The 22,104-nt window shown below is 70.9% G+C and carries 19 protein-coding genes; 15 read left to right on the top strand and 4 right to left on the bottom strand.

Going from position 1 to position 22,104, the window contains the following annotated elements; all coding sequences use genetic code 11:
- The first annotated feature begins 169 nt into the window (after positions 1-169).
- The 11 genes from AB0M87_RS16120 (at position 170) to AB0M87_RS16070 (ending at position 12,124) form a co-directional block, all read left to right on the top strand.
- Positions 170-1,705 carry a sugar ABC transporter ATP-binding protein gene (locus AB0M87_RS16120; protein ID WP_365853174.1) on the top strand — a complete coding sequence of 512 codons (1,536 nt, stop codon included), beginning with the start codon at positions 170-172 and terminating at the stop codon, positions 1,703-1,705.
- On the top strand, positions 1,702-2,727 hold the full coding sequence (locus tag AB0M87_RS16115) for an ABC transporter permease (RefSeq protein ID WP_365853172.1): 1,026 nt from the start codon (positions 1,702-1,704) through the stop codon (positions 2,725-2,727). Before AB0M87_RS16120 ends, AB0M87_RS16115 begins: the two co-directional genes overlap by 4 nt.
- On the top strand, positions 2,724-3,707 hold the full coding sequence (locus AB0M87_RS16110; protein WP_365853170.1) for an ABC transporter permease: 984 nt from the start codon (positions 2,724-2,726) through the stop codon (positions 3,705-3,707). Before AB0M87_RS16115 ends, AB0M87_RS16110 begins: the two co-directional genes overlap by 4 nt.
- 20 nt (positions 3,708-3,727) lie before the next feature.
- A complete protein-coding gene (gene rhaS, locus AB0M87_RS16105; protein WP_365853168.1) occupies positions 3,728-4,795 on the top strand; it encodes a rhamnose ABC transporter substrate-binding protein in 1,068 nt (355 codons plus the stop codon).
- A gap of 57 nt (positions 4,796-4,852) precedes the next feature.
- Positions 4,853-6,277: an L-fucose/L-arabinose isomerase family protein gene (locus tag AB0M87_RS16100; RefSeq protein WP_365853166.1), complete on the top strand. Its 1,425-nt coding sequence runs from the start codon at positions 4,853-4,855 to the stop codon at positions 6,275-6,277.
- Between the two features lie 12 nt (positions 6,278-6,289).
- Complete coding sequence (locus AB0M87_RS16095; protein WP_365853164.1) at positions 6,290-7,642, top strand: alpha/beta fold hydrolase; 1,353 nt, start codon at positions 6,290-6,292, stop codon at positions 7,640-7,642.
- 32 nt (positions 7,643-7,674) lie between these two features.
- Complete coding sequence (locus AB0M87_RS16090) at positions 7,675-8,406, top strand: PIG-L deacetylase family protein (protein ID WP_365853162.1); 732 nt, start codon at positions 7,675-7,677, stop codon at positions 8,404-8,406.
- A gap of 137 nt (positions 8,407-8,543) precedes the next feature.
- On the top strand, positions 8,544-9,512 hold the full coding sequence (locus AB0M87_RS16085; RefSeq protein ID WP_365853160.1) for an NADPH:quinone oxidoreductase family protein: 969 nt from the start codon (positions 8,544-8,546) through the stop codon (positions 9,510-9,512).
- Positions 9,509-10,711 (top strand): acyl-CoA dehydrogenase family protein, encoded by a 1,203-nt coding sequence (locus tag AB0M87_RS16080; RefSeq protein ID WP_365853158.1) that lies wholly within the window; start codon positions 9,509-9,511, stop codon positions 10,709-10,711. The genes AB0M87_RS16085 and AB0M87_RS16080 overlap by 4 nt, the downstream gene beginning before the upstream one ends.
- On the top strand, positions 10,708-11,802 hold the full coding sequence (locus AB0M87_RS16075; protein ID WP_365853156.1) for an acyl-CoA dehydrogenase family protein: 1,095 nt from the start codon (positions 10,708-10,710) through the stop codon (positions 11,800-11,802). Before AB0M87_RS16080 ends, AB0M87_RS16075 begins: the two co-directional genes overlap by 4 nt.
- A gap of 127 nt (positions 11,803-11,929) precedes the next feature.
- Positions 11,930-12,124: a hypothetical protein gene (locus AB0M87_RS16070; protein ID WP_365853154.1), complete on the top strand. Its 195-nt coding sequence runs from the start codon at positions 11,930-11,932 to the stop codon at positions 12,122-12,124.
- 16 nt (positions 12,125-12,140) lie between these two features.
- On the opposite strand, the gene AB0M87_RS16065 is transcribed toward AB0M87_RS16070, so the two are convergent.
- Complete coding sequence (locus AB0M87_RS16065; protein WP_365853152.1) at positions 12,141-13,616, bottom strand: FGGY-family carbohydrate kinase; 1,476 nt, start codon at positions 13,614-13,616, stop codon at positions 12,141-12,143.
- Positions 13,613-14,656 carry a 2-hydroxyacid dehydrogenase gene (locus tag AB0M87_RS16060; protein WP_365853151.1) on the bottom strand — a complete coding sequence of 348 codons (1,044 nt, stop codon included), beginning with the start codon at positions 14,654-14,656 and terminating at the stop codon, positions 13,613-13,615. The genes AB0M87_RS16065 and AB0M87_RS16060 overlap by 4 nt, the downstream gene beginning before the upstream one ends.
- 161 nt (positions 14,657-14,817) lie before the next feature.
- Here AB0M87_RS16060 and AB0M87_RS16055 point away from each other — a divergent pair, with 161 nt between their 5' ends.
- From AB0M87_RS16055 to AB0M87_RS16040, 4 genes are all read left to right on the top strand, one after another.
- Entirely contained in the window at positions 14,818-15,462 is a 645-nt protein-coding gene (locus AB0M87_RS16055; RefSeq protein ID WP_365853149.1) for a histidine phosphatase family protein, read from the top strand.
- Positions 15,459-16,262: a DeoR/GlpR family DNA-binding transcription regulator gene (locus tag AB0M87_RS16050; protein WP_365853147.1), complete on the top strand. Its 804-nt coding sequence runs from the start codon at positions 15,459-15,461 to the stop codon at positions 16,260-16,262. Before AB0M87_RS16055 ends, AB0M87_RS16050 begins: the two co-directional genes overlap by 4 nt.
- A 94-nt stretch (positions 16,263-16,356) precedes the next feature.
- Complete coding sequence (locus AB0M87_RS16045; protein WP_365853146.1) at positions 16,357-17,682, top strand: MFS transporter; 1,326 nt, start codon at positions 16,357-16,359, stop codon at positions 17,680-17,682.
- Between the two features lie 97 nt (positions 17,683-17,779).
- Positions 17,780-19,249, top strand: coding sequence for an FGGY family carbohydrate kinase (locus AB0M87_RS16040; protein WP_365853144.1), 1,470 nt, complete (start codon positions 17,780-17,782; stop codon positions 19,247-19,249).
- Between the two features lie 11 nt (positions 19,250-19,260).
- On the opposite strand, the gene AB0M87_RS16035 is transcribed toward AB0M87_RS16040, so the two are convergent.
- Together AB0M87_RS16035 and AB0M87_RS16030 are read right to left on the bottom strand one after the other, a co-directional pair.
- Positions 19,261-20,283, bottom strand: coding sequence for an SDR family oxidoreductase (locus AB0M87_RS16035; protein ID WP_365853142.1), 1,023 nt, complete (start codon positions 20,281-20,283; stop codon positions 19,261-19,263).
- A gap of 27 nt (positions 20,284-20,310) precedes the next feature.
- Positions 20,311-22,092, bottom strand: a complete 1,782-nt coding sequence (locus AB0M87_RS16030) for a glycoside hydrolase family 15 protein (RefSeq protein WP_365853140.1) — start codon at positions 22,090-22,092, stop codon at positions 20,311-20,313.
- Positions 22,093-22,104 lie beyond the last annotated feature (12 nt).

The raw sequence follows: 22,104 nt of genomic DNA, 5'->3' as shown, positions 1-22,104 counted from the left end.
GCTACGGCGGCGGATTGTTCCGTAGCCGATCAGGGGATCTGCAAGGCGTCTCATTTTCTGCTGGTCTACCCATTGACGTGTGGCAACCGGCGGCCCTAGCTTCCGTGCCATCGGGTTTGAAACCTTTCATGTCTACGAGGCGCTCGCCGTCCGTCACCGAGGAGCTTCCATGACCCACTCCGACCCGGACGCGGCCCCCGCTCCGGTGCTTGCGCTGGAGGACGTCTCCAAGTCCTTCGGAGCGGTCCGGGCCCTGCAGGACGTCTCGCTGCGCCTGTTCGCCGGTGAGGCTCACGCGCTGGCGGGGGAGAACGGAGCCGGCAAATCCACCCTCATCAAGGTCCTCGCCGGCGTTCACCGGACGGACTCGGGCCGGGTACTGCTCGACGGCGAACCCGTCGACTTCCACAGCCCCGCCGACGCCCGTGACGCCGGCGTCGCTGTCATTTACCAGGAGCCGACGCTCTTTCCGGATCTGTCCATCGCCGAGAACATCTTCATGGGCCGTCAGCCGCGCCAGTCGCTGCGCCGCATCGACCGCAGGGCCGTGCATGCGGCGACGGTCGCGCTGATGCGCAGGCTCGGTGTAGGGCTCGACCCGGACCGGCCCGCGCGCGGGCTGTCCATCGCCGACCAGCAGATCGTGGAGATCGCCAAGGCGCTCTCCTTCGACGCCCGGGTGCTGATCATGGACGAGCCGACCGCCGCGCTCACCGGCAGCGAAGCGGCCCGGCTCTTCTCGGTCGTCGAGACGCTGCGGGCCGAGGGGGCGGCCGTGCTGTTCATATCGCACCGCCTCGAGGAGATGTTCCGGCTCTGCCGGCGGGTCACCACGCTGCGGGACGGCCGGCTGGTGGCCACCGAACTACTGGCGGGCCTGACCGAGGACGATCTCGTACGGCGGATGGTCGGCCGCGAGCTCGGAGACCTCTATCCGAAGGAGCGGACCTCGCCAGGCGAAACCGCCCTGTCCGTCAGCCGGCTGACCCGCGAGGGCGTCTTCCGCGACATCAGCTTCGAGGTGCGCCGGGGCGAAATCGTCGCCCTGGCCGGACTGGTGGGCGCAGGCCGCAGCGAAGTCGTGCAGGCGGTTTTCGGGGTCGACCGGGCGGACGTGGGCGAGGTGACCGTCAACGGACGGAAACTTCCCGCCGGTTCGCCCACCGCGGCGATGGACGCCGGGATCGCGCTCGTCCCCGAGGACCGGCGCCAGCGCGGCCTGGTCATGGAGATGTCGATCGAGCGCAACATCGGGCTCACCGGGTTGGGCGACCTCGGCCGCGGTGGCCTGGTCCGCCGCACCCTCGAGTCGGCGCGGGCCGCCGACTGGGCGGTGAAGCTGCAACTCAAGTACAACAAGCTCGGCGACAGCGTCGGAGTGCTCTCCGGCGGAAACCAGCAGAAGGTCGTCCTCGCCAAATGGCTCGCCACCGAGCCGAAGATCCTGATCGTCGACGAGCCGACCCGCGGCATCGACGTGGGTACCAAGGCAGAGGTCCACCGGCTGCTCTCGTCGCTCGCCGCGGAGGGCCTCGCCGTGCTGATGGTCTCCTCCGATCTGCCCGAAGTCCTCGGTATGGCGGACCGGGTGCTGGTGATGCGCGAGGGCCGGCTGGTTGCCGAGATACCGCGTGCCGATGCGACCGAGGAAGCGGTGATGTCCGCGGCGGCGGGCCGCGGCGGACAGGAGAACGAGGCGGCATGACCACCACACTCGAGAAGCCCGCGCCGGCGCGGGACAGCGCACGCTCGTTCATGGACACCGTCTTCCGGGCCCGCGAGCTCAGCATCGGCGGCGCACTCGCCCTGCTGATCCTCGGCACCTGGATCGCCAACCCCGGCTTCCTCGACGACCAGGGCATCAAGGACCTGCTGCTCAACTCGTCGATCCTGGTGCTGCTGGCGGTCGGCCAGTCGGTCGTCGTCATCACCCGCAACATCGATCTCTCGGTCGGTTCGGTCACCGGGCTGACCGCCTTCGCCTGCGGCCACTTCGTCTCCGGGACGGACCGCAGCGCCCTCACCGTCGTGCTGCTCGGTCTCGGCCTCGGAGTCGTCTGCGGCTTGGTGAGCGGCGCGCTCGTCAGCTTCGGACGGGTGCCCGCACTGGTCGTCACCCTCGGCATGCTCTACGTCATCCAGGGTGTCGACCACGCCTGGGCACACGGCGAGCAGATCAACGCCGTGAACGTGCCCGACGGCGTGCTCGCCCTCGGCACCGGAAGCATTCTCGGCATCCCCTATCTGCCGCTGATCTCGGCCGCTGTCCTGGTGGCCACCGGCTACTTCCTGCGGACCTACCGCACTGGGCGCGAGCTCTACGCCATCGGATCGAACCCCGAGGCGGCCCGACTGGCCGGCATTCCGATCCGCCGCCGGATCCTGGCCGCCTACGCCTTCTCCGGTGCGGTGGCCGGATTCGCCGGGGCGCTGTGGCTGGCCCGCTTCGGTACGGTCGTCGCCGACGCGGCCAGCGGCTGGGAGCTGACCGTGGTGAGCGCCGTGGTGGTCGGCGGTGTCGCGATCACCGGCGGCACCGGGGCGGTCTGGGGAGCGGCGCTCGGCGCGCTGCTGCTCACCACCATCGGCAGTGCGCTGGTCGTGCTGAAGGTCGACTCCTTCTGGCAGCAGGCCATCACCGGCATGTTGCTGCTCGCGGCCATCACCACCGACCGCATCGTGCAGGTGCGCACCACCGGCGCCCTGAGGAAGAGGAGCAGGCGATGACCGCGCTCACCAAATACGTCCGCTGGGACACCGTCGTCACCGTGCTGCTGGTGGCGGTCTTCCTCGCCGGTGCGGGAAGCACCGACGGCTTCGCCGACACGTCGAACCTCTCCGCCGCGCTTGACGACACCGCCGAAATCGCCCTGATCGCCCTGCCGATGACGTTGCTGGTCGTCGCCGGGCAGGTCGACCTCTCCGTGGCGTCCATGCTCGGGCTCTCCAGCGCGCTCGCCGGATCGCTCTGGGACGCCGGCTGGGCCTTCGAGCTCATCGTGCCCGTCTGCCTGTTGGTCGGTGCGGTCGGTGGCCTGCTGAACGGCTGGCTGGTCACCCGCATCGGGCTGCCCTCCCTGGCGGTCACCATCGGCACCCTCACCCTCTACCGCGGCCTCGCGTCCGTGGTGCTCGGCGACAAGGCGGTGGCCGACTTCCCCGATACGTACGCCCAGTGGGCGGCCTACACCAGGACGGTCCCCGGCACCTTCGTCCCGTATCCGATCGCGCTGTTCATCGTGCTCGCGGTGATCGCCGCAGTCGTACTGCACTGCACCGGTTTCGGGCGTTCGCTGTTCGCCATCGGGGCCCAGGAGGACGCGGCGTACTTCGCGGGCATCCGGGTCAAGCGGATCAAGATCGCGCTCTTCGCGGTCTCCGGCCTCGTCGCGTCCTTCGCCGGAATCGTCTACACCCTCCGCTACGGAAGCGCCCGCGCCGACAACGGGATCGGCCTGGAGCTCGTGGTGATCGCCTCCGTCCTCCTCGGCGGGGTCGACTTCGACGGCGGCAAGGGCACACTCGGCGGCGCCGTGGCCGGAGTTCTGCTGATCGGGCTGCTGGGCAACCTGCTGACGCTGAACGATGTGTCCAACGAGGTTCAGGTGATCGTCACCGGACTGCTGCTCATCGCGTCTGTGCTCACCCCACGGGTGATCAGCGCGGTCTCCGAGCGCCGCCAACTCCCCGACCAGTCCCCGTTCTGACCAGAGAGGCCCGTTACGTCATGAACCTGCGCACCCGCACGCTGGCCGCCACCGCCGCGGTCTGCTGCCTCGCCCTCGCGGGATGTTCCGGCACCACCAAGGACTCCACCAAGAACGACGACAAGCCCACTGCGAGCGCCGCGAAGGCGAACCCGGACGCAGCGCTGAAGAAGGGCCTCAAACTGGCCTTCCTGCCGAAGCAGATCAACAATCCGTACGAGCAGATCGTGGACAACGCGGGGATCGCCGCCGCCAAGGAGTTCGGGTCCACCGGCAAGGAGGTCGGCCCCTCCGACGCCAAGGCCTCCTCCCAGGTCTCGTACATCAACACGCTCACCCAGCAGCGTCAGGACGCCATCCTCATCGCGGCCAACGACCCCAATGCGGTGTGCGGCCCGCTCAAGCAGGCCATGAAGCAGAACATCAAGGTCGTCGCCTATGACTCCGACACCGCCAAGGACTGCCGGCAGATCTTCATCAACCAGGCCAGTTCCGAGCAGATCGGCCGCAGCCAGGTCCAGCACATCGCGAAACAGCTGAACTACCAGGGTCAGATCGCGATTCTCTCGGCCACCCAGAACGCGACCAATCAGAACACCTGGATCTCCTTCATGAAGGACGAGCTGAAGAAGCCGGCCTACAAGAACATGAAGCTGGTGAAGGTCGCCTACGGGGACGACGACGACCAGAAGTCCTTCCAGGAGACCCAGGGTTTGCTCAAGGCCTATCCGAAACTGAAGGGCATCATCTCGCCCACCACGGTCGGTATCGCCGCCGCCGCGCGATACATCAGCACCTCCTCGTACAAGGGCAAGGTGGTGGTCAACGGCCTGGGCACGCCCAACCAGATGCGTAAGTACGTCAAGGACGGCACCGTGGCCCAGTTCTCGCTGTGGGACCCCAAGAAGCTGGGCAAGCTCGCCTCGTACGCGGCCGCCGCCCTCGCCTCTGGGCAGATCACCGGCGCGGAGGGGGAGAAGTTCAAGGCCGGCGACCTCGGTGAGTTCACCGTGCGGGCTGCCGGCGAGGTCATTCTCGGCCCGCCCACCGTCTTCGACAAGAAGAACATCGACCAGTTCAACTTCTGACGACGAGCCGGCAGGACGAGCCGGCACGCCGAGCCGGCAGGACGGAGGCATCACGGCATGGCCGTACGGACACCCGGCGTGGCCGGCCGCCCGAGAATCGGGCTGGTCGCCGGCGGACTCGGCGCGTACTGGCCACAGTTCCCGGGACTTCTGCCGCAGTTGCGGAGCTCGGCCGCCCGGGTGGCCGAGCGGCTGCGGGGTTACGACGCGGACGTGGTCGACGTCGGGTTCATCTCCGACGCGCGGGAGGGCGCCGAAGCGGCGGAGACGCTGCGTGCTGCGGGCTGCGATCTCATCGTCGGTTTCCTCACCACGTACATGACCGCCACCATGCTGGTGCCGGTCGCCCAGCGCACCGGCGCACCCGTGCTGCTGATCAATCTGCAGCCCACCGAGGCGATGGATCACGCCTCCTTCGGCACCGGGGACTGGCTGGCCTACTGCGGCGCCTGTCCGTTGCCGGAGATGGCCAACGCCTTCGAGCGCGTCGGGGTCGGCTTCCGCTCGGTCTCCGGCCATCTGGACGACGAGCGGGCCTGGGAGCGGATCGGCCGCTGGGTCAGGGCGGCCGGGGTGCGGTCCGTGCTGCGCCGGGGCCGACACGGTCTGCTCGGGCATCTGTACCCGGGCATGTACGACGTTTCCACGGATCTCACCATGGTGCCCGGGCACCTCGGAGGGCATGTCGAGGTGCTCGAGATCGACGATCTGCGGGTCCGGGTCGAGCAGACCGGCGACCGGGAGACCGAGAGCAGACTCGCAGAGGCGCGCGAGCTTTTCGAGATCGCCGATTCGGTGGTGACCGAGGACCTCGTCTGGGCAGCCAGGGTCGCCGCGGGCCTGGACCGGCTGGTCGCGGACTTCGGCCTCGACTCCCTCGCGTACTACCATCGCGGTCTCGACGGCGACATCCACGAACGCCTGGGAGCCGGCCTCATCCTCGGTGCCTCGCTGCTCACCGCGCGCGGAGTGCCGGCCTGTGGCGAGTACGAACTGCGGACCTCGCTCGCCATGCTGATCACGGGCCGGCTCGGGGCGGGTGGTTCCTTCACCGAACTCCAGGCGCTGAACTTCCGGGACGGTGTGGTCGAGATGGGCCACGACGGCCCGGGGCACCTGGCGATCAGCGCGGGCCGTCCGGTGCTACGTGGCCTCGGTGTCTTCCACGGCAAGCGCGGCTGGGGCGTCTCGGTCGAGTTCGACGTCCGGCACGGGCCGGTCACCCTGGTGGGGCTGGGCCAGAGTCGTGACGGCCGGTACCGGATCGTCGCCGCCGAGGGCGAGGTCGTGGGCGGACCGCTGCTGCGGATCGGCAACACCACTTCGCGGGTCGATTTCGGGGCCGATCCGGGGGAGTGGACCGACGCCTGGAGCGCGAGCGGTGTCGGGCACCACTGGGCGCTGGCCACCGGGAAGTTGCTGCCGGACCTGCGGGCGGTGGCCGACCTGACCGGTCTCGACCTGGTGGAGGTCACTGTCTGACCCGTCCTGGTGATGGTGGACGATGAGGGGCGTCCAGCCGTACGACCAGGAGCCCCCGTGACCAGCTACCGCCAGCCCGGCCTCGTCCTCACCGACCACCGCTTCCGGGTGCCCCTGGACCACGCGCGGCCGGGCGGCGAACAGATCGAGCTGTACGCCCGTGAGGTCGTCGCCTCCGGCAAGGGCGCCTCCGACCGGGCGGGGCTGCCGTGGTTGCTGTATCTGCAGGGTGGCCCAGGCTTCGGCGCCAACCGGTTCACCGGCAAGCAGGCCTGGCTGGGGCGGGCGGTACAGGATTTCCGGGTGCTGCTGCTCGACCAGCGCGGCACCGGTGCCTCCACGCCCGCCAACCGCCAGACGCTGCCGCTGCGCGGCGGCCCTCGGGAGCAGGCCGACTACCTGGCGCACTTCCGGGCCGATTCCATCGTCCGCGACTGCGAGCTCATCAGGCCGCAGCTGACCGGCGGTGCACCCTGGACCGTACTCGGTCAGAGCTTCGGCGGCTTCTGCGCCGTCCACTACCTGTCGGCGGCCCCCGAGGGGCTCACCGCCGCGCTCATCACCGGCGGTCTGCCGTCGCTCGACGCGCACGCCGATGACGTCTACCGGGCCGCGTACCCCCGTATCGCCCGGAAGACCGCTGCGCACTACACGCGCTATCCGCAGGACATCGAACGCGCCCGCGAGATCGCCGCCCACCTCCGTGCGCACCGGCCGGTGCTCAACAGCGGATACCGGCTCACCGTCGAGGCCTTCCAGTCGCTGGGCATCATGCTCGGCGCCGGCGACGGCAGCCATACCGTGCACCACCTTCTGGCGGACGCCTTCGTCCGGACGCCGCAGGGCCCGCAGTTGGCCGATGCCTTCCAGGAGCAGGTGCACGCCGCGCTGTCCTTCGCGGCGCACCCGCTGTACGCCGTGGTCCACGAGTCCATCTACGGCCAGGACACCCGCCCCACCGCATGGTCCGCCGAGCGGGTACGCGCCGAATTCCCCGCCTTCGACGCCGGCCCGGCCCTCGCCGGTGACGCGCCGCTGCCGCTCACCGGGGAGTCCGTGCACCCCTGGCACTTCGAGGTGGACCCGGCCCTGAGACCCCTCCGGGAGACCGCAGAACTGCTGGCCGCCCGTACCGACTGGGTCCCGCTGTACGACCGGGCCCGCCTGGCGGCCAATGACGTACCGGTCGCCGCCGCGATCTACCACGACGACATGTACGTCGACACCGGCCACGCCCTGCGCACCGCCCGGGCCATCCGCGGCCTGCGCACCTGGGTCACCGACGAGTACGAGCACGACGGTCTGAGGGCCGGCGGCCCGCGGGTGCTCGACCGGCTGCTGGCGTTGGTCCGCGGCGAAGTCTGACGGGACGCCACCCGAGGTCCTATCCTGCGGCCATGACAGACCCATTGGAGCCCATGCCCGCCGACTGGCAGCGCGCACTCGCCGTCGTGGCGCACCCCGACGACCTGGAGTACGGCTGCGCCGCCGCCGTCGCCACGTGGACCGACGAGGGACGCGAGGTGGCCTATGTGCTGGCCACCCGGGGTGAGGCGGGTATCGACACCATCGCACCCGCCGAGTGCGGCCCGCTGCGTGAGCGTGAGCAGCGGGCGAGTGCGGCCGTCGTCGGGGTGAACGCGGTGGAGTTCCTCGACCACCGGGACGGCGTGGTCGAGTACGGCACCGCCCTGCGCAGGGACATCGCGGCCGCCATCCGCAGGCACCGGCCCGAGCTGGTCATCACGCTCAACCACCGGGACACCTGGGGCGGGGTCGCCTGGAACACGCCGGACCATGTGGCGGTCGGCCGGGCGGTACTCGACGCGGCGGGAGACGCCGGAAACCGGTGGATCTTCTCCGAGCTGACCGCACAGGGGCTCCAGCCGTGGAACGGGGTGCGCTGGGTGGCCGTGGCGGGATCCTCCACGCCGACCCACGCGGTGGACGCGACCGCGGGGCTCGAGCGGTCGGTGCGGTCCCTGCTGGAGCACCGCAGCTATATCGAGGTACTGACCGACGAGGATCCCGAGACGTACTGCCGCGCCTTTCTGACCGGGAACGCCGAGGCCGCGGCCGGAAGCTTCGGCGGCAGGCCCGCCGTCACCTTCGAGCTCTTCCGCCGCTGAACCGAACAGTCATCCCGCCGGTCGGCCCCTCCAGCCGCACGGCCGGACAGGCGGTGGGCGGGAACGGGTTCACAACGAGGCAAGCGACCGCTTAGTATGCGCTGAGCGCAGTTCAGCCTACGGTGTGGAGGCCCGCGATGCAGGCATGGCAAGTGCACGAGAACGGCGAGCCCGGTGAGGTGATGCGGCTGGACGAGGTGCCGGAGCCCGAGGCCGGACCGGCGCAGCTCAAGCTGAAGGTCCTGGCCGCGAACATCAACTTCCCCGACGCGCTGCTCTGCCGGGGCCAGTACCAGGTCCGCCCGCCGCTTCCCTTCACCCCCGGCGTGGAGATCTGCGGCCGGACCGCGGACGGCCGGCGAGTGATCGCCAACCCGGCGCTGCCGCACGGCGGCTTCGCCGAGTACGTCGTCGTCGACGAGGCCACCCTGCTTCCCGCACCGCCGGCGCTCGACGACGCGGAAGCGGCCGCCCTGCACATCGGCTACCAGACCGGCTGGTTCGGCCTGCACCGCCGCGCCCGTCTGCAGGCGGGCGAGACCCTGCTGGTGCACGCTGCCGCGGGCGGGGTCGGCAGCGCCGCCGTACAGCTCGGCAAGGCGGCCGGCGCCACGGTCATCGGCGTCGTGGGCGGCCCTGACAAGGCGCGGACGGCGACGGAACTCGGCTGTGACCTGGTCATCGACCGGCGGTCCGAGGACATCATCGCCAAGGTGAAGGAGTTCACCGGCGGCAAGGGAGCGGACGTCGTCTACGACCCGGTCGGCGGCGACGCCTACGCCAAGTCCGCCAAGTGCGTCGCGTTCGAGGGGCGGATCGTGGTGGTCGGCTTCGCCAGCGGCGCGATCCCGAGTCCGGCACTCAATCACGCGCTCGTCAAGAACTACACGATCATGGGTTTGCACTGGGGGCTCTACGCCCAGAAGGACCCCGCGTCGATCGGCCGCTGCCACGCGGAGCTGACCGAGCTCGCCGCGCAGGGCGCCATCAAGCCGCTCGTCTCCGAGCGTGTCGCACTGAAGGACGCGGCAGCCGCCGTACAGCGTGTCGCTGACGGCGTCACCACCGGTCGCGTCGTGATCATCCCGGAAGGAGCCGCCCGATGACGGACAACGGACCTCAGCCGGACGCCGAAGACCTGCGCCGCCGTACCCGGGACCTCTTGGCGTCGCATCCCCCGGCGACCACCGGCCACAGCGACTTCCTCAGGGCCCGGTTCGACGCCGGGCTGGCCTGGGTGCACTACCCCGAAGGCCTCGGCGGACTCGGCGCGCCACGCTCGCTGCAAGCCGTCGTGGACGCCGAACTCGCCGCTGCGGACGCGCCGGACAACGACCCCCGCCGCATCGGCATCGGACTCGGCATGGCGGCGCCGACCGTCCTGCGCTACGGCACCGACGAGCAGAAGCGGCGCTTCCTGCGCCCGCTGTGGACCGGTGAAGAGGTGTGGTGTCAGCTCTTCAGCGAACCGGGTGCGGGCTCCGACCTCGCAGCGCTCGCCACCCGCGCGGTGCGCGAAGAGGGCGGCGACTGGATCGTCACCGGGCAGAAGGTCTGGACATCCAGCGCGCACCTCGCCCGGTGGGCGATCCTCATCGCGCGAACCGACCCGGACGTGCCGAAGCACCGGGGGATCACCTACTTCATCTGCGATATGACCGACCCCGGCGTCGAAGTGCGGCCACTGCGCCAGATCACCGGTGAGGCCGAGTTCAACGAGGTCTTCCTGACGGATGTCCGGATCCCCGACGCACACCGGCTCGGCCCGGTCGGTGACGGCTGGAAAGTCGCGCAGACCACCCTGATGAACGAGCGGGTCTCGATCGGCGGCGCCCGCATCCCGCGTGAGGGCGGCATGATCGGATCCGTCGCGCGGACCTGGCGCGAGCGGCCCGAGCTGCGCACCCACGACCTGCACCAGCGCCTCCTGACCCTCTGGGTGGACGCCGAGGTGGCCAGGCTCACCGCTGAACGGCTGCGCCAGCAGCTCGTCGCAGGCCAGCCGGGCCCCGAGGGCTCCGGCATGAAGCTCGCCTTCGCCCGGCTCAACCAGGAGATCAGTGGCCTCGAGGTCGAACTGCTCGGCGACGAGGGCCTGTTGTACAGCGACTGGTCCATGCGCCGTCCGGAGTACGTCGACTTCACCGGGCGCGACGCCGGTTACCGCTATCTGCGCTCGAAGGGCAACTCCATCGAGGGCGGCACCAGCGAAGTGCTGCTGAACATCGTCGCCGAACGGGTACTCGGGCTGCCGTCCGAGCCGCGCAACGACAAGGACGCCGCCTGGAAGGACCTGGCCCGATGACCGACCTGCTCTACTCCGAGACCGAGGACGACCTGCGCTCGGCGGTCCGGTCGCTGCTCGCGGACCGCGTCGACACGCCGGGCCTGCTGGTCGCGGTCGAGTCCGACACGCCCTACGACCCGCAGTTGTGGGCATCGCTCGCCGCGGACATCGGCGCGGCGGGGCTCCTGGTGCCGGAGAAGCTCGGCGGTCAGGGCGCCTCACACCGGGAGGCCGCGGTCGTGCTGGAGGAACTCGGGCGCAGCGTCGTCCCGGCGCCCTATCTCACCGGTGCGGTCATGGCGACGGAGGTGCTGCTCGGTCTCGACACGGGGAGCGCACCGGTCGCCGAACTGCTGACCCGGCTCGCCTCGGGCGAGGGCGTCGCTGTCCTCACCCTGCCGTTGACCGCAGCACCCGGCGCGGCGCAGACGCTGCTTCCCGGCCTGACCGGCGCGGTCACCGGGGTCGCCGACGCGATCGCCGCACAGGTACTGCTGGTGCCCACGCAGGAGGGGCTGTACGCGGTCGACACCCAGGCACCGGGTGTCACCGTCGAACCGCTGGTCGCGCTCGACCTCACCCGCCCCCTGGCCGCCGTCACCTTCGACCGTGCGCGGGGCAACCTCCTTGCCGACCCGGACACTTCGCTGGCCGCGGTGCGCCGGGGACTGCTGGCCGGTGCGGGACTGCTGGCGTCCGAACAGCTGGGTCTGGCCGAGTGGTGCCTGGAGGAGACCGTCAGGTACACCCGTGAGCGGCATCAGTTCAACCGAGCCGTCGGCGGGTTCCAGGCGCTCAAGCACCGGATGGCCCAGCTCTGGCTGGAAGTCGTGTCGGCCCGTGCCGCCGCCCGCAACGCGGCCGACGCCCTCGCCACCGGCAGCCCGGAGACCGAGCTCGCGGTTGCGGTCGCGCAGGCGTACTGCGGGCGGGTCGCGGTACACGCCGCCGAGGAGTGCGTCCAGCTGCACGGCGGCATCGGCATGACGTGGGAGCACCCCGCGCATCTGTATCTCAAGCGGGCCAAGTCCGACGCGGTCGCCCTGGGTTCACCCGGTGCGCACCGGACGGAGCTGGCGTCGCTGGTCGACCTGCCGGCGCCGCGATAGCGCCCGGACGACGGTCACCGTGAGTCAACACCCGTACGGCGTACAGATCTTATGCCGGCACTGGGTGTCTCCTCCGCCACACTGGCGGCCGAAAGCCGCATATCCGGTGCGGCGGAGGAGGGTGACCATGGCCATTTCGGTCTCATTGCTGCTGCTTCTGCTGGTCCTCGCGATCATCTTCCTGCGCGGCGGCGGGCTGAAGATCTCCCATGCGATCGTCTGCGCCCTGCTCGGCTTCACACTGGCGAGCACGAGCATCGCGCCGACCATCCAGCAGGCCGTCACCGGCACCGCGCGCATGGTCAGCACCATCCACCCCTGATGTTCGTGCCGACGCCTCAGTCCTCGGCCGTCCACCGCGGCCCGCCCCACTGCGCACGGGCCGCGTCCAGGGCGGCACGGTAGGTGGCGTAACCGTCCTCGTACACCCCGCGGCATGCCGGGCGCGGCTCCACTGTGCGGAACAACTGCGGCTCGGTCTCCGCCGGTTCGCCGAGGAAGAGCCGTGCCACCCGCACCGCCCCCAGCGCACCCACTTCGGTCTCGGCCGGAATACGGATCTCGCGGCCCAGGATGTCCGCGAAGAGCTGTGCCCACGGCCCGGAGCGGGTGCCACCTCCGCAGGCGGCGAGGGTCCCGGTGAGACCGGCCGTTTCCAGACAGTGGCGGGCCGCATAGCCGATGGCCTCGCAGACGGCCCGGACCGCGTCGGCGCGGGTGTGGGCGAGGCTGAGCCCGTCGAGGCGTCCGCGGGCCTCCGGGTCCACGAACGGGGCCCGCTCCCCGGCCCCGGAGAGAAAGGGCAGCGCGGTGACGCCGTGCGCCCCCGGCGGGCTGGCGCCGAGCAGCTCGTCGAGATCGGCCGTGGTGCTACCCGTGAGGGCGAGCACCCACTCGAGGGCGGCGGTGCCGACCATGGCCGGCATGGCGCGCAGCCAGCGGCCGGGAGCCGGCGTGCACAACCACATACCGGCGGGCTCCGCGGAGCCACCGGGGCCGGTGAGCGCGGAGTCGGTGAGCACCTGACAGGCCAGCGTGGTGCCGACGATCAGCAGCCCGTCGCCCACCTCACGGACGCCGCTGCCCACCGCGCAGGCCGGCAGGTCGTACGGTCCGGCGGTGACCGGCAGGCCGACGGGCAGCCCCAGCAGTTCGGCGCCCTGCGCGTCGAGAGCCAGTACCGTTCCCGGCGCGGCGGGGGCGGGCAGCAGACGCGCCTGGTCACTGATGCCGCACGCGGCCAGCGCCTCGGTGGAGTAGGAGCGGGTGACGGGGTTGAGGAACGGCAGCGTGGCATCGGACGCGTCCACACTGACCTGGCCGGTGAGCCGCTGGGCGACGGCGTCCACGCAGTAGCCGGCGGTAGCAGCACGTGCCAGGGTTTCCGGCTCGTGTTCCTGCAGGTGCGCGAGGAGCGGGGCGTGGCAGCCCGGGAACATGCCGGAGCCGGTGCGCCGGTACACCTCCTGGACGGTGCCGTCCGCCAACCAGCCCGCCACCCGTTCGGAGGCCCGGCCGTCCATCCAGGAGATGGCGGGGCGGACCGCCCGGCCGTCGGCGTCGCGCAGCCACAAGCCGTCGCCCTGACCGGTGAGAGCCAGTGCCGCGGGGGGCCCGCCCAGTGCGGCCGCGGTCTCCCGCACCACCTCGACGACCGTGCGTACGACGTCGTCGAGGTCCTGTTCCACCCGGCCGCCCGACAACTGCGTAAGCCGGCTGCGGCGGGTCGCCGAGGCCAGCTGGGTGCCCCCACTGTCGAAGGCGACGGCTTTGGTGACGGATGTCCCGACGTCGACACCGATCAGCACGCTCATGACCGCGGGCCCTCCTGGACCTCGGGGTTGGCGGGGTGCGCGAGCTTCTCCCCGCGCACGAAGCGGCCCGCCTCGGCAGCGGTGATGGCGGCGGCGCGGTGTGCGGTCTGCCGGGTGGCGCCGGCCAGATGCGGAGCGGTGACGACGTTCGGGGCCCGGTGCAACGGCCAGTCGGCGGGCGGCGGTTCGATGTCGTAGACATCCACGGCGAGGGCGCCGAGCCGGCCGCTCCTCAGCATTTCGGGCAGCGGGCCGTAGTCCAGCAGGCCACCGCGGGCCGAGTTCACCAGTACGGCCCCGCGGGGGAGCAGCGCCAGCTTTTCGGAGTCGATGAGGTGGCGGGTCTCCGGTGTGAGGCGGGCGTGCAGGCTCACCACACTGCTGCGGCGCAGCAGTTCGTCGAGAGCGACCGGTTCGACGCCGTCGGCGCGCGTCGCCGCCGGGTCGGCATAAGGGTCGCTGACCAGGACGCGGGCGCCGAAGGCCCGCAGTACCCGGGCGACGATGCGGCCGATGGCTCCATAGCCGACGAGCCCGACGGTCGCCCCGTCGAGCTCGATGCCGGCCTCGTCGTACGCGTAGAAATCACCGCGCCACTTGCCGCGCTTGAGCTCGGCGTCGGCGGTGGTGATCCGCCGCATCGCGGTGAGCATCAGCCCGATGGCGAACTCAGCGGCCGCCGGGGCGTTGCGGCCCGGCGCGAAGGAGACGGCCACGCCGTGCCGGGTGGCGGCAGGGAGGTCGACGTTGACCGGACCGCCGCGAGAGACGGCGACCAGGCGCAGAGCGGGACAGGACGCGAACACCCGTTCGGTGAAGGGTGCCATCTGGGTCACACAGATCGCGGCGCCGTCCAGCGCCTTGATGACCTCGTCCTCCGTGCCACTGGCTTCCTGGACGTCGCCGACCGGACCGAACGGCTCGTGCGGCCAGGGCAGGGTGAGTTCGGTGATCTCCTGGGCATCGCCGAGCTCGTCGAGCAGGGCGGCGCGGAGGAGGCCGGGGCGGACGAAATGATCGCCGGCGGCGAGGATACGCATCGAGCGGGCCCTTCCTCGGGTCACGGTGGTGCAGCTGGAGGAGTGCTCCCGCCTCACCACTATCATTGACATTGATAGATCTAACATCATTGTTTTGCAGAATCAATGCGCCGGCGACGCCTCCCCGCGCGGGCCGGCCGGCTGCGAGGGAGGGGATTGCGATGGCAACCCGGTTGTTGCTCGTCCGGCACGGCGAGACCGAATGGCATGCGGAGAACCGGTACGCCGGGGTCTCCGACGTCGCGCTGACCGCGAGGGGACTGCGCCAGGCGGACGAACTGGCCGGCTGGACGCGGCAGCGCGGTATCGACGCCGTGGCCTGCTCGCCGGTCAGCCGGGCGCTGCTCACCGCCCGGCCCGCCGCCCGGGCCCTCGGCCGCGAGCCCGAGGCCGTCGATGCGCTGCGCGAGGTGGACTTCGGCTGGGGAGAAGGCCGGACCATCGCGGAAATGACGGCCGAGGACCCGGAGGCCGTACGACGCTTCCGCGAGGATGCCGAGGCCGGGGCCTTCCCCGGGTCCGAGCCACCGTCCGCCGCCGCGGCGCGGGCGTCCGCCGCGCTGCGCGGCCTGGCCGGGAGGTACCCGGGAGGCACCGTGCTGGTGGTGGCCCACAACACGCTGCTGCGCATGGCGCTGTGTACGCTGCTCGGCATTCCGGTGGGCCGCTACCGGCTGGTCTTCCCCCGGCTGGACAACGCGGCCGTCACCGAGATCGAGGTCACGGGCGCCAGGACCGCGCTGTGCTCGATGAACGTCCCCGCCAGGGCGCCGCTCACCGGTGGTGCGGGAAACTTGGACGCATGACGACGACCGGCGCGGAAGCTCGCAGACAGATCATCACCGAACACGTCCTGGCGCACGGGTCGGCGAGCGGCGCCGAGTTGGCGGAGCTCACCGGGGTGAGCCTGATGACCGTGCACCGGGATCTGGACGAGCTGGCGAGGCGAGGGGTGCTGCGGCGCTTCAGGGGCGGGGTCTCCGCGCTGCCCTCCACGGTCTTCGAGTCCAACCTGGACTACCGGCTCGGGGTCAACACCGTGGAGAAGGAAGCCATCGCGAGAGCGGCTGCCGAGCTCGTCGAGCCGGGCGTCTCGGTGATGCTGGACGACTCCACGACCGCGCTCGCGCTGGCCGCCCTGCTGGTGGAGCAGACCCCGCTGACGGTGGTGACCAACGCCCGGCGGGTCATTGACCTCTTCGTGGGCCGGGACGGCATACGCCTCATTTCGCTGGGCGGGGAGTACTCCCACCCGCACGACTCCTTCCTGGGTGTCGCCTGTCTGGAGGCCATCGAGGCGCTCTCGGTGGACATGGTGCTGGTCTCCACCTCCGCGATGGACGCCCGGATGACGTATCACCAGGAGCAGGACGTGGTGCTGGTCAAGCGAGCGATGCTGGCGTCCGGGACCCGCAAGGTGCTGCTGATGGACCGCACCAAGATGGCCAGGACGGCGCTGCACCGGCTCGGCCCGGTGGAGGACTTCGACCATCTGGTGGTGGATGACCGGGTCGACGCGGAGCTGCTCACGGCGCTGCGGGAGCGCACGGACGTCCGGGTCGCTCCCACGGCCGACAGGGCCGCGACGCGGAACCGGGCTTCCTAAAGTCTTGCGTGTTAATTTCACAGAGGTCATGATGCGTTCTCGTCGCGGCTCTACGTCCGCGGGCCCATGACACCGCACTGTGGAGGCACGAGCAATGAGCGACACCGCCGCATCCGCCGCACACAAGGGACCGGTCTGGGACCGCATCGGCATCCCGCGACCGCTCCTCTTCGGCTTCGTCGGGGTCCTCATCTTCATGATCGGCGACGGCGTCGAGTCCGGGCTGATCGCCCCGTTCATCGAGGACAACGGCGCGGGCAGCGAAGTCCGGGCGAGCTATGTGATCACCGCGTACGGCGTCACAGTGATGCTCGCCTCCTGGCTGTCGGGCGCGCTGTCCGAACTGTGGGGCCCTCGGCGGGTGATGCAGATCGGCCTGGCCGTGTGGATCGTCTTCGACGCGCTCTTCCTCGCCCTCGGCGCCGCCCAGGGCAACTACGCGCTGATGCTGGTCTTCTACGGGCTGCGCGGCTTCGGCTACCCGCTCTTCGCCTTCTCCTTCCTGGTGTGGGTGACGGCCACCGCCCCGGTGGCCAGGCTCGGCGCCGCCGTCGGATGGTTCTACTTCGCATTCACCGGCGGTCTGCCCACCCTCGGATCGCTCACCGCGTCCGTCACCAACCCCCTGCTCGGAAAGTTCGGCACGCTCTGGGTCGCGCTCGGCCTGATTGCCGTGGGCGGTGCCTGCTGTCTGCTCGGGGTGCGCGAACGCACCGGGTTCTCCCGGCTCGCTCCGCCCGGGGTTCGCCCGGTCCAGTCGCTGACCCGGAGTCTCTCCATCGCCTGGACCAACCCCAAGGTCGCCGTCGGCTGCGTGGTACGCATCATCAACACCGCCCCGCAGTTCGGCCTCTGGGTCATCCTCCCGGCCTTCTTCACCGACGAGATGGGCTTCACCGACGGCGACTGGCTGCGGCTGCTGTCGATCATGTTCGCCACGAACATCTTCTTCAATCTGCTGTTCGGTGTGGTCAGCGACCGGATCGGCTGGCGAACCACCATCGGCTGGTTCGGGGCGGTCGGCTGCGCGCTCAGCGTGCTCGCCCTGTACTTCGTGCCCAAGCTGATGACCGGCAACTACTGGGTCGCGGTCGGTGTCGGCATGATCTATGGCGCCACGCTCGCGGGGTTCGTGCCGATTTCCGCGCTGATGCCGTCGTTGGCCCCGGAGAACAAGGGCGGCGCGATGGCCCTGCTGAACCTCGGCGCGGGCGGCGCGGCCTTTGTCGGTCCCGCCATTGTTTCGGTCTTCCTCGGCCCGCTCGGCCGGGACGGCGTGGTACTGATCTTCGCCGGGCTGTATGTCCTGGCCGCTGTGCTCACACTCTTCCTGAAGCTGCCCAGGGTGTCGGAGGAGGCCATCCAGCAGGGCAAGAACCTCCACGAAGCGGCCGACCCACTCACTGCCCCGGCCACCTGACCCGATGCGGGCGCGTCCCGTGTGTATCCCCCCGCCTCTGACCCATTCCGCCCGTGTCCGTGCCCGCGTCCCCGCCCGAGAGGAACCCGTCCCGCCCATGAGCCCCGCCGCCGATGCCCCCCGAACCGCCGACGCCGTGGTGGCCGGTATCGATGTGGCGACCGCCGCGGTACGCGTGCTGTGCGCCGACGCCGGCGGACGGATCCTCGCGGAGGGACGGGCGCCGCTGCCCCAGCCGGTACGCGGCGCGGGCGGCCGCAGTGAACAGGACGCCCGCAGCTGGTGGCCGGCGACGGCCGCCGCCCTTCGGCAGGCCACCGCCGCGCTGCCGGGCGGCGGCCGGGAAGTGATCGCGGTCGCGGTCTCCGCCACCTCGGGGACCCTGGTCCTGGCCACCCCGGAAGGCGAACCGGTGGGCCCAGCCTTGATGTACGACGACCGGCGGTCCGCGGACTTCAACGCCAAGGCGCAGGAACTCGGCGCAGCACGCTGGCGGGCCCTCGGCCTTTCCGTCGGGCCGACGGCGTCGCTGGGGAAGCTGGTCAGCTGCGCGGGCCGGGCGCTGCCCGGCCAACTCGTTCTGCACACCCCGGACCTGCTTGGACGCAGGCTGACCGGCCATCAGGTGGCTCTCGACTGGAGCCACGCGCTGAAGACCGGCTACGACCCCCGGGCGGGGGAGTGGGCAACCGAGATCTTCGACGCCTTCGACGTTCCCTCAGCCCTGCTGCCCGCTGTGCAGGCCCCTGGCACTCCGGTCGGCTCGGTCTCGGCCACGGCCGCGTCGGAAACAGGACTGCCCGTCGGGTGCGAGGTCCGTCTCGGCATGACCGACGGATGCGCCGGCCAGATCGCCACCGGCGCGGTGGGTCCCGGTCAGTTCGTCGGCGTGCTGGGTACCACGTACGTCCTCAAAGGCGTCACCCGTGAGCTGGTCACCGACCCGGCCGGTGCCCTCTACAGCCATCGCCATCCCGACGGCTGGTGGCTGCCGGGCGGTGCCTCCAACACCGGTGGTGAGGCGCTGGCCGCGGTGGATCAGGCCCGCCTGCCCGGCCTGGACGCGGCGGCCGGCGCCCGCGGCCCGGCCTCCTGCCTGGCCTACCCGCTGCGCCGGGAGGGCGAGCGGTTCCCGTTCGTCTCCGGTGACGCCCGCGGCTTCACCGCCGGGGCACCGCAGGACGAGGCCGACGAGCACCGGGCCGCTCTGGAGGGGGTGGCCTTCCTGGAGAGACTCGCGCTGGACCGGGTGCAGGCACTGGGCATCGAGGTGCACGGGCCGCTGCACGCGGCGGGCGGCGGTAGCCGCAGCGCCCTGTGGAGCCGCATCCGGGCCACCGTGCTCAACCGGCCGCTGCGCATCGCGGACCGGGCCGAGACCGCTTTCGGCGCGGCGCTGCTCGCCGCCGCAGGTACGCTCCACCCGGATCTGCCGGCGAGCGCGGCGGCGATGACCGGACCGGGGCGGCTCGTCGATCCGGTGCCGGCGGAGCAGGCCGCGCTCGCCGAGTCCTACCAGCGGTTCGTCGCCGAACTGAACGCCAGGGGCTGGCTCGATTTCGGCTGAAACCGGGGCGGCTACGAGCTGACGCGGCGACGGATGCCTCGCAGCACCGCCGCCGCGCCCAGGGCCGTACCGGCCAGTGCGGTTGCGGTGAGGGCGGGGTGGCGGGCCAGTTCCGTCTGCGGGGAACGTGCGGCGGCCTGGTCGTCGAAGACGCCGTGGGCTCCGTAGTCGTGCCCCCGCCGACCGTCGGCCGGCTGCCACAGATTGTTCACCCGGTCGGGTGATGCCTTGTCGCCGGTCTGCTGGGAATCGAATCCGGTGCGGGCGAGGTAGCGGTCCAGCAGGGCGGGGGCCACCCTGTTGCCCAGGATGGTCGCCACGGTGGAGGCACCGACGTAGTACTGCTTGCGGCGCGGATGATCCGCCGCGTGCACGACGGCTCGGGCGGCGACCTCCGGCTGGTAGATGGGCGGCACCGGTTGCGGGTGGTTGGGCAGCCTGGAGAGGACCCAGGAGAACTGCGGGGTGTTGACCGCCGGCATCTGTACGACGGTGATGTGCACCCGGCTCTTGCGGTGCAGGAGTTCGGTGCGGACCGACGAGGTGAAGCCGTTGACCGCGTGTTTGGCGCCGCAGTAGGCCGACTGAAGCGGGATGGACCGGTCGCCCAGCGCGGAGCCGACCTGCACGATGGATCCGGCGTTGCGGGGCAGCATGCTGTTGAGAGCGACGCGCGTGCCGTGCACGAACCCCAGGTAGGAGACCTCGGTGACGCGTTTGAACTCCTCCGGTCCGATCTCGGTGAAGGGGGCGAACACCGAGGTGAACGCCACATTGACCCACACGTCGATCGGTCCGAAGGTGCTCTCCGTCGCTTTGGCGGCGGCTTCCACCTGCGCGTAGTCGGCTACGTCGGTGGGCAGCGCGAGCGCCCGGCCGCCGGCTTCCTCGACCTCCGCCGCGGCGGCGTCCAGGCCGGCCTGTCCGCGGGCGAGCAGCGCCACGTTGGCGCCCTGCTCGGCGAACAGACGGGCCGCAGCGCGACCGATCCCGCCGCTCGCTCCGGTGATGACGACTGTCCGTTCCACTGTCATGCCTTCCATCGATACGGGAAAGGGGCGTCAGAACTCGGCACCGCCGGCCAGGTAGGCCGAACTCTCGAGCAGCAGCGCATGGACGAACGCCTGGGGGAGGTTGCCGCGCAACTGCCGCTGGGTGATGTCGTACTCCTCCGAGTACAGTCCCGATGTCGCGCACGCCTCACGGTTGCATTCGAACCAGCGCAGCGCCTCGTTCTCGTTGCCCTGCTGGTATTCGGCCATGGCCATGACGAAGCCGCAGAGCACGAATGCCCCCTCGGCTTCCTGCAACGGCCGGTCATCGTGCCGGAAGCGGTAGGCGTAATGACGGACCGCCAGGTGTTCTTTGATGGCGCGCACCGTGGCCCGGGCCCGGGGATCGTCGGCCGGCAGCAGGCCGCGCACGGGAGGGAGCAGCAGCGAAGCGTCCGGCGCCGGGTCCTCGGGCGAGCGCTGCCAGTATCCGTCGGCGTGCAGCGCGTGGGCATCGGTATCGGCAAGGATGGTGTCGGCAAGGCCGGACCAGCGCTCGGCGCGGGACCGGCCGGCTCCGGCTCCGGCCATCCTGCGGAGACCCGCGGCGCAGATCAGGCGGCTCTGCGTCCACGCCCGGTCGTTGAGTTCCCAGATGCCCGCGTCCTTCTCCTGCCACCGTTGTTCGATGCTGCTAGCGGCGATCTCCGCCGCTGCCCAGCCGTCCTCGTCGAGCCGGTCCCGGTGTGCCGCGGCTCCGAGGAGCAACAGCGCCTCCCCGAAGGCGTCGAGTTGGAATTGACGGTTGACATGGTTGCCGACCCGGTCGTAGCCGCCGGGGTAACCGGGCAGGTGGAGTTCGCGCTGGGAGGGCACCGGACCGCCGCTGATCGTGTAGGCCGGGGACAGTTTCGGACCGTCGGCGTGCAGGCGGGCCCCGACGAAGCGCACCGCATCGTCCAGCAGCGGGTGCGCTCCCGCGGCGGCCACCGCCTGGCCCGCGTAGCACTGGTCCCGGATCCAGACGTAGCGGTAGTCGTAGTTGCGTCCCTCTTCGGCACGCTCGGGCAGGCTGGTCGTCGTCGCTGCGACCATGCCACCGCCGGCCCCGGTCATGCCGCGCAGTACGGCGTACGCCTGCCGGGCGTCATTGGGCGCGATCGTGTTGTCCAGGGCGGGCACGTCGGCGTCCCACGCCTGCTCGGTGGACGCCCAGGCGCGGGCGGCTTCGACGGGCCTGCCCGTCAGCGGCTTCGTGCCGATTTCGAGCACGAGATCATGGTGGTCGCCCGCGTCGAGCGCGAGGTCCAGGAGGAATTGGGGCCCGGCGCTGTCGGTGGTGGAGATTCGGGCCTGCTGCCCGCCCGTCCAGCGCAGATACAGGTCGCCCACCCGGGCCGTCCATACCCCGCCGTCCCGTTTGGCCTCGCGCACCGGCTCGCTGCCGAACCCGCCGAGTGGGTGCAGCACCACATGGACCCGGGCCGGCGCCTCCTGGGCGGTGACCCGCCGCAATATGACGAGGCGGTCGGAAGCGCTGGGCATAGCCAGCGCTTCCCGGCACTCCACAATGCCCGTTTCGGTGATCCAGCGGCTGCGCCAGACCAGCGACCCCTCCTCATAGTGCCCGCCGGGTACGAACCGGCCCTCGGGCGTCACCGCGTAGACACCGGAGCCGCCGATGAGAGTGGAGAAGACGGCGTCGCTGTCCCAGCGCGGCGCGCACAGCCAGCAGATCTCCCCACGAGGGCCGATGAGCGCGCCGCGCTCGCCGTCGGCGATCATGGCGTAGTCACGCAGCGCCTGAGGCGGATACAGATCATGGTCGGCCTGCGGCCGCAGATTGCTCATCGTCGTCGCTCC

Origin of the sequence: Streptomyces sp. NPDC051320, from assembly GCF_040682175.1 — a bacterium.
In the GTDB taxonomy this organism is placed as follows: Bacteria; Actinomycetota; Actinomycetes; order Streptomycetales; family Streptomycetaceae; genus Streptomyces.
The sequence above is the reverse complement of the archived record's forward strand: the minus strand, read 5'-3'. Positions and strand labels throughout refer to the sequence as shown.

What these genes read in the sequence shown, in the direction of transcription:
- AB0M87_RS16085 (WP_365853160.1), top strand. Translation starts at nt 8,544, where the DNA reads ATGCAGGCATGGCAAGTGCACGAGAACGGCGAGCCCGGTGAGGTGATG.
- AB0M87_RS16055 (WP_365853149.1), top strand. Translation starts at nt 14,818, where the DNA reads ATGGCAACCCGGTTGTTGCTCGTCCGGCACGGCGAGACCGAATGGCAT.
- AB0M87_RS16095 (WP_365853164.1), top strand. Translation starts at nt 6,290, where the DNA reads ATGGTGGACGATGAGGGGCGTCCAGCCGTACGACCAGGAGCCCCCGTG.
- AB0M87_RS16060 (WP_365853151.1), bottom strand. Translation starts at nt 14,656, where the DNA reads ATGCGTATCCTCGCCGCCGGCGATCATTTCGTCCGCCCCGGCCTCCTC.
- AB0M87_RS16065 (WP_365853152.1), bottom strand. Translation starts at nt 13,616, where the DNA reads ATGAGCGTGCTGATCGGTGTCGACGTCGGGACATCCGTCACCAAAGCC.
- AB0M87_RS16110 (WP_365853170.1), top strand. Translation starts at nt 2,724, where the DNA reads ATGACCGCGCTCACCAAATACGTCCGCTGGGACACCGTCGTCACCGTG.
- AB0M87_RS16050 (WP_365853147.1), top strand. Translation starts at nt 15,459, where the DNA reads ATGACGACGACCGGCGCGGAAGCTCGCAGACAGATCATCACCGAACAC.
- AB0M87_RS16070 (WP_365853154.1), top strand. Translation starts at nt 11,930, where the DNA reads ATGGCCATTTCGGTCTCATTGCTGCTGCTTCTGCTGGTCCTCGCGATC.
- AB0M87_RS16045 (WP_365853146.1), top strand. Translation starts at nt 16,357, where the DNA reads ATGAGCGACACCGCCGCATCCGCCGCACACAAGGGACCGGTCTGGGAC.
- AB0M87_RS16090 (WP_365853162.1), top strand. Translation starts at nt 7,675, where the DNA reads ATGACAGACCCATTGGAGCCCATGCCCGCCGACTGGCAGCGCGCACTC.
- AB0M87_RS16100 (WP_365853166.1), top strand. Translation starts at nt 4,853, where the DNA reads ATGGCCGTACGGACACCCGGCGTGGCCGGCCGCCCGAGAATCGGGCTG.
- AB0M87_RS16035 (WP_365853142.1), bottom strand. Translation starts at nt 20,283, where the DNA reads ATGACAGTGGAACGGACAGTCGTCATCACCGGAGCGAGCGGCGGGATC.
- AB0M87_RS16115 (WP_365853172.1), top strand. Translation starts at nt 1,702, where the DNA reads ATGACCACCACACTCGAGAAGCCCGCGCCGGCGCGGGACAGCGCACGC.
- AB0M87_RS16080 (WP_365853158.1), top strand. Translation starts at nt 9,509, where the DNA reads ATGACGGACAACGGACCTCAGCCGGACGCCGAAGACCTGCGCCGCCGT.
- rhaS (WP_365853168.1), top strand. Translation starts at nt 3,728, where the DNA reads ATGAACCTGCGCACCCGCACGCTGGCCGCCACCGCCGCGGTCTGCTGC.
- AB0M87_RS16120 (WP_365853174.1), top strand. Translation starts at nt 170, where the DNA reads ATGACCCACTCCGACCCGGACGCGGCCCCCGCTCCGGTGCTTGCGCTG.
- AB0M87_RS16075 (WP_365853156.1), top strand. Translation starts at nt 10,708, where the DNA reads ATGACCGACCTGCTCTACTCCGAGACCGAGGACGACCTGCGCTCGGCG.
- AB0M87_RS16040 (WP_365853144.1), top strand. Translation starts at nt 17,780, where the DNA reads ATGAGCCCCGCCGCCGATGCCCCCCGAACCGCCGACGCCGTGGTGGCC.
- AB0M87_RS16030 (WP_365853140.1), bottom strand. Translation starts at nt 22,092, where the DNA reads ATGAGCAATCTGCGGCCGCAGGCCGACCATGATCTGTATCCGCCTCAG.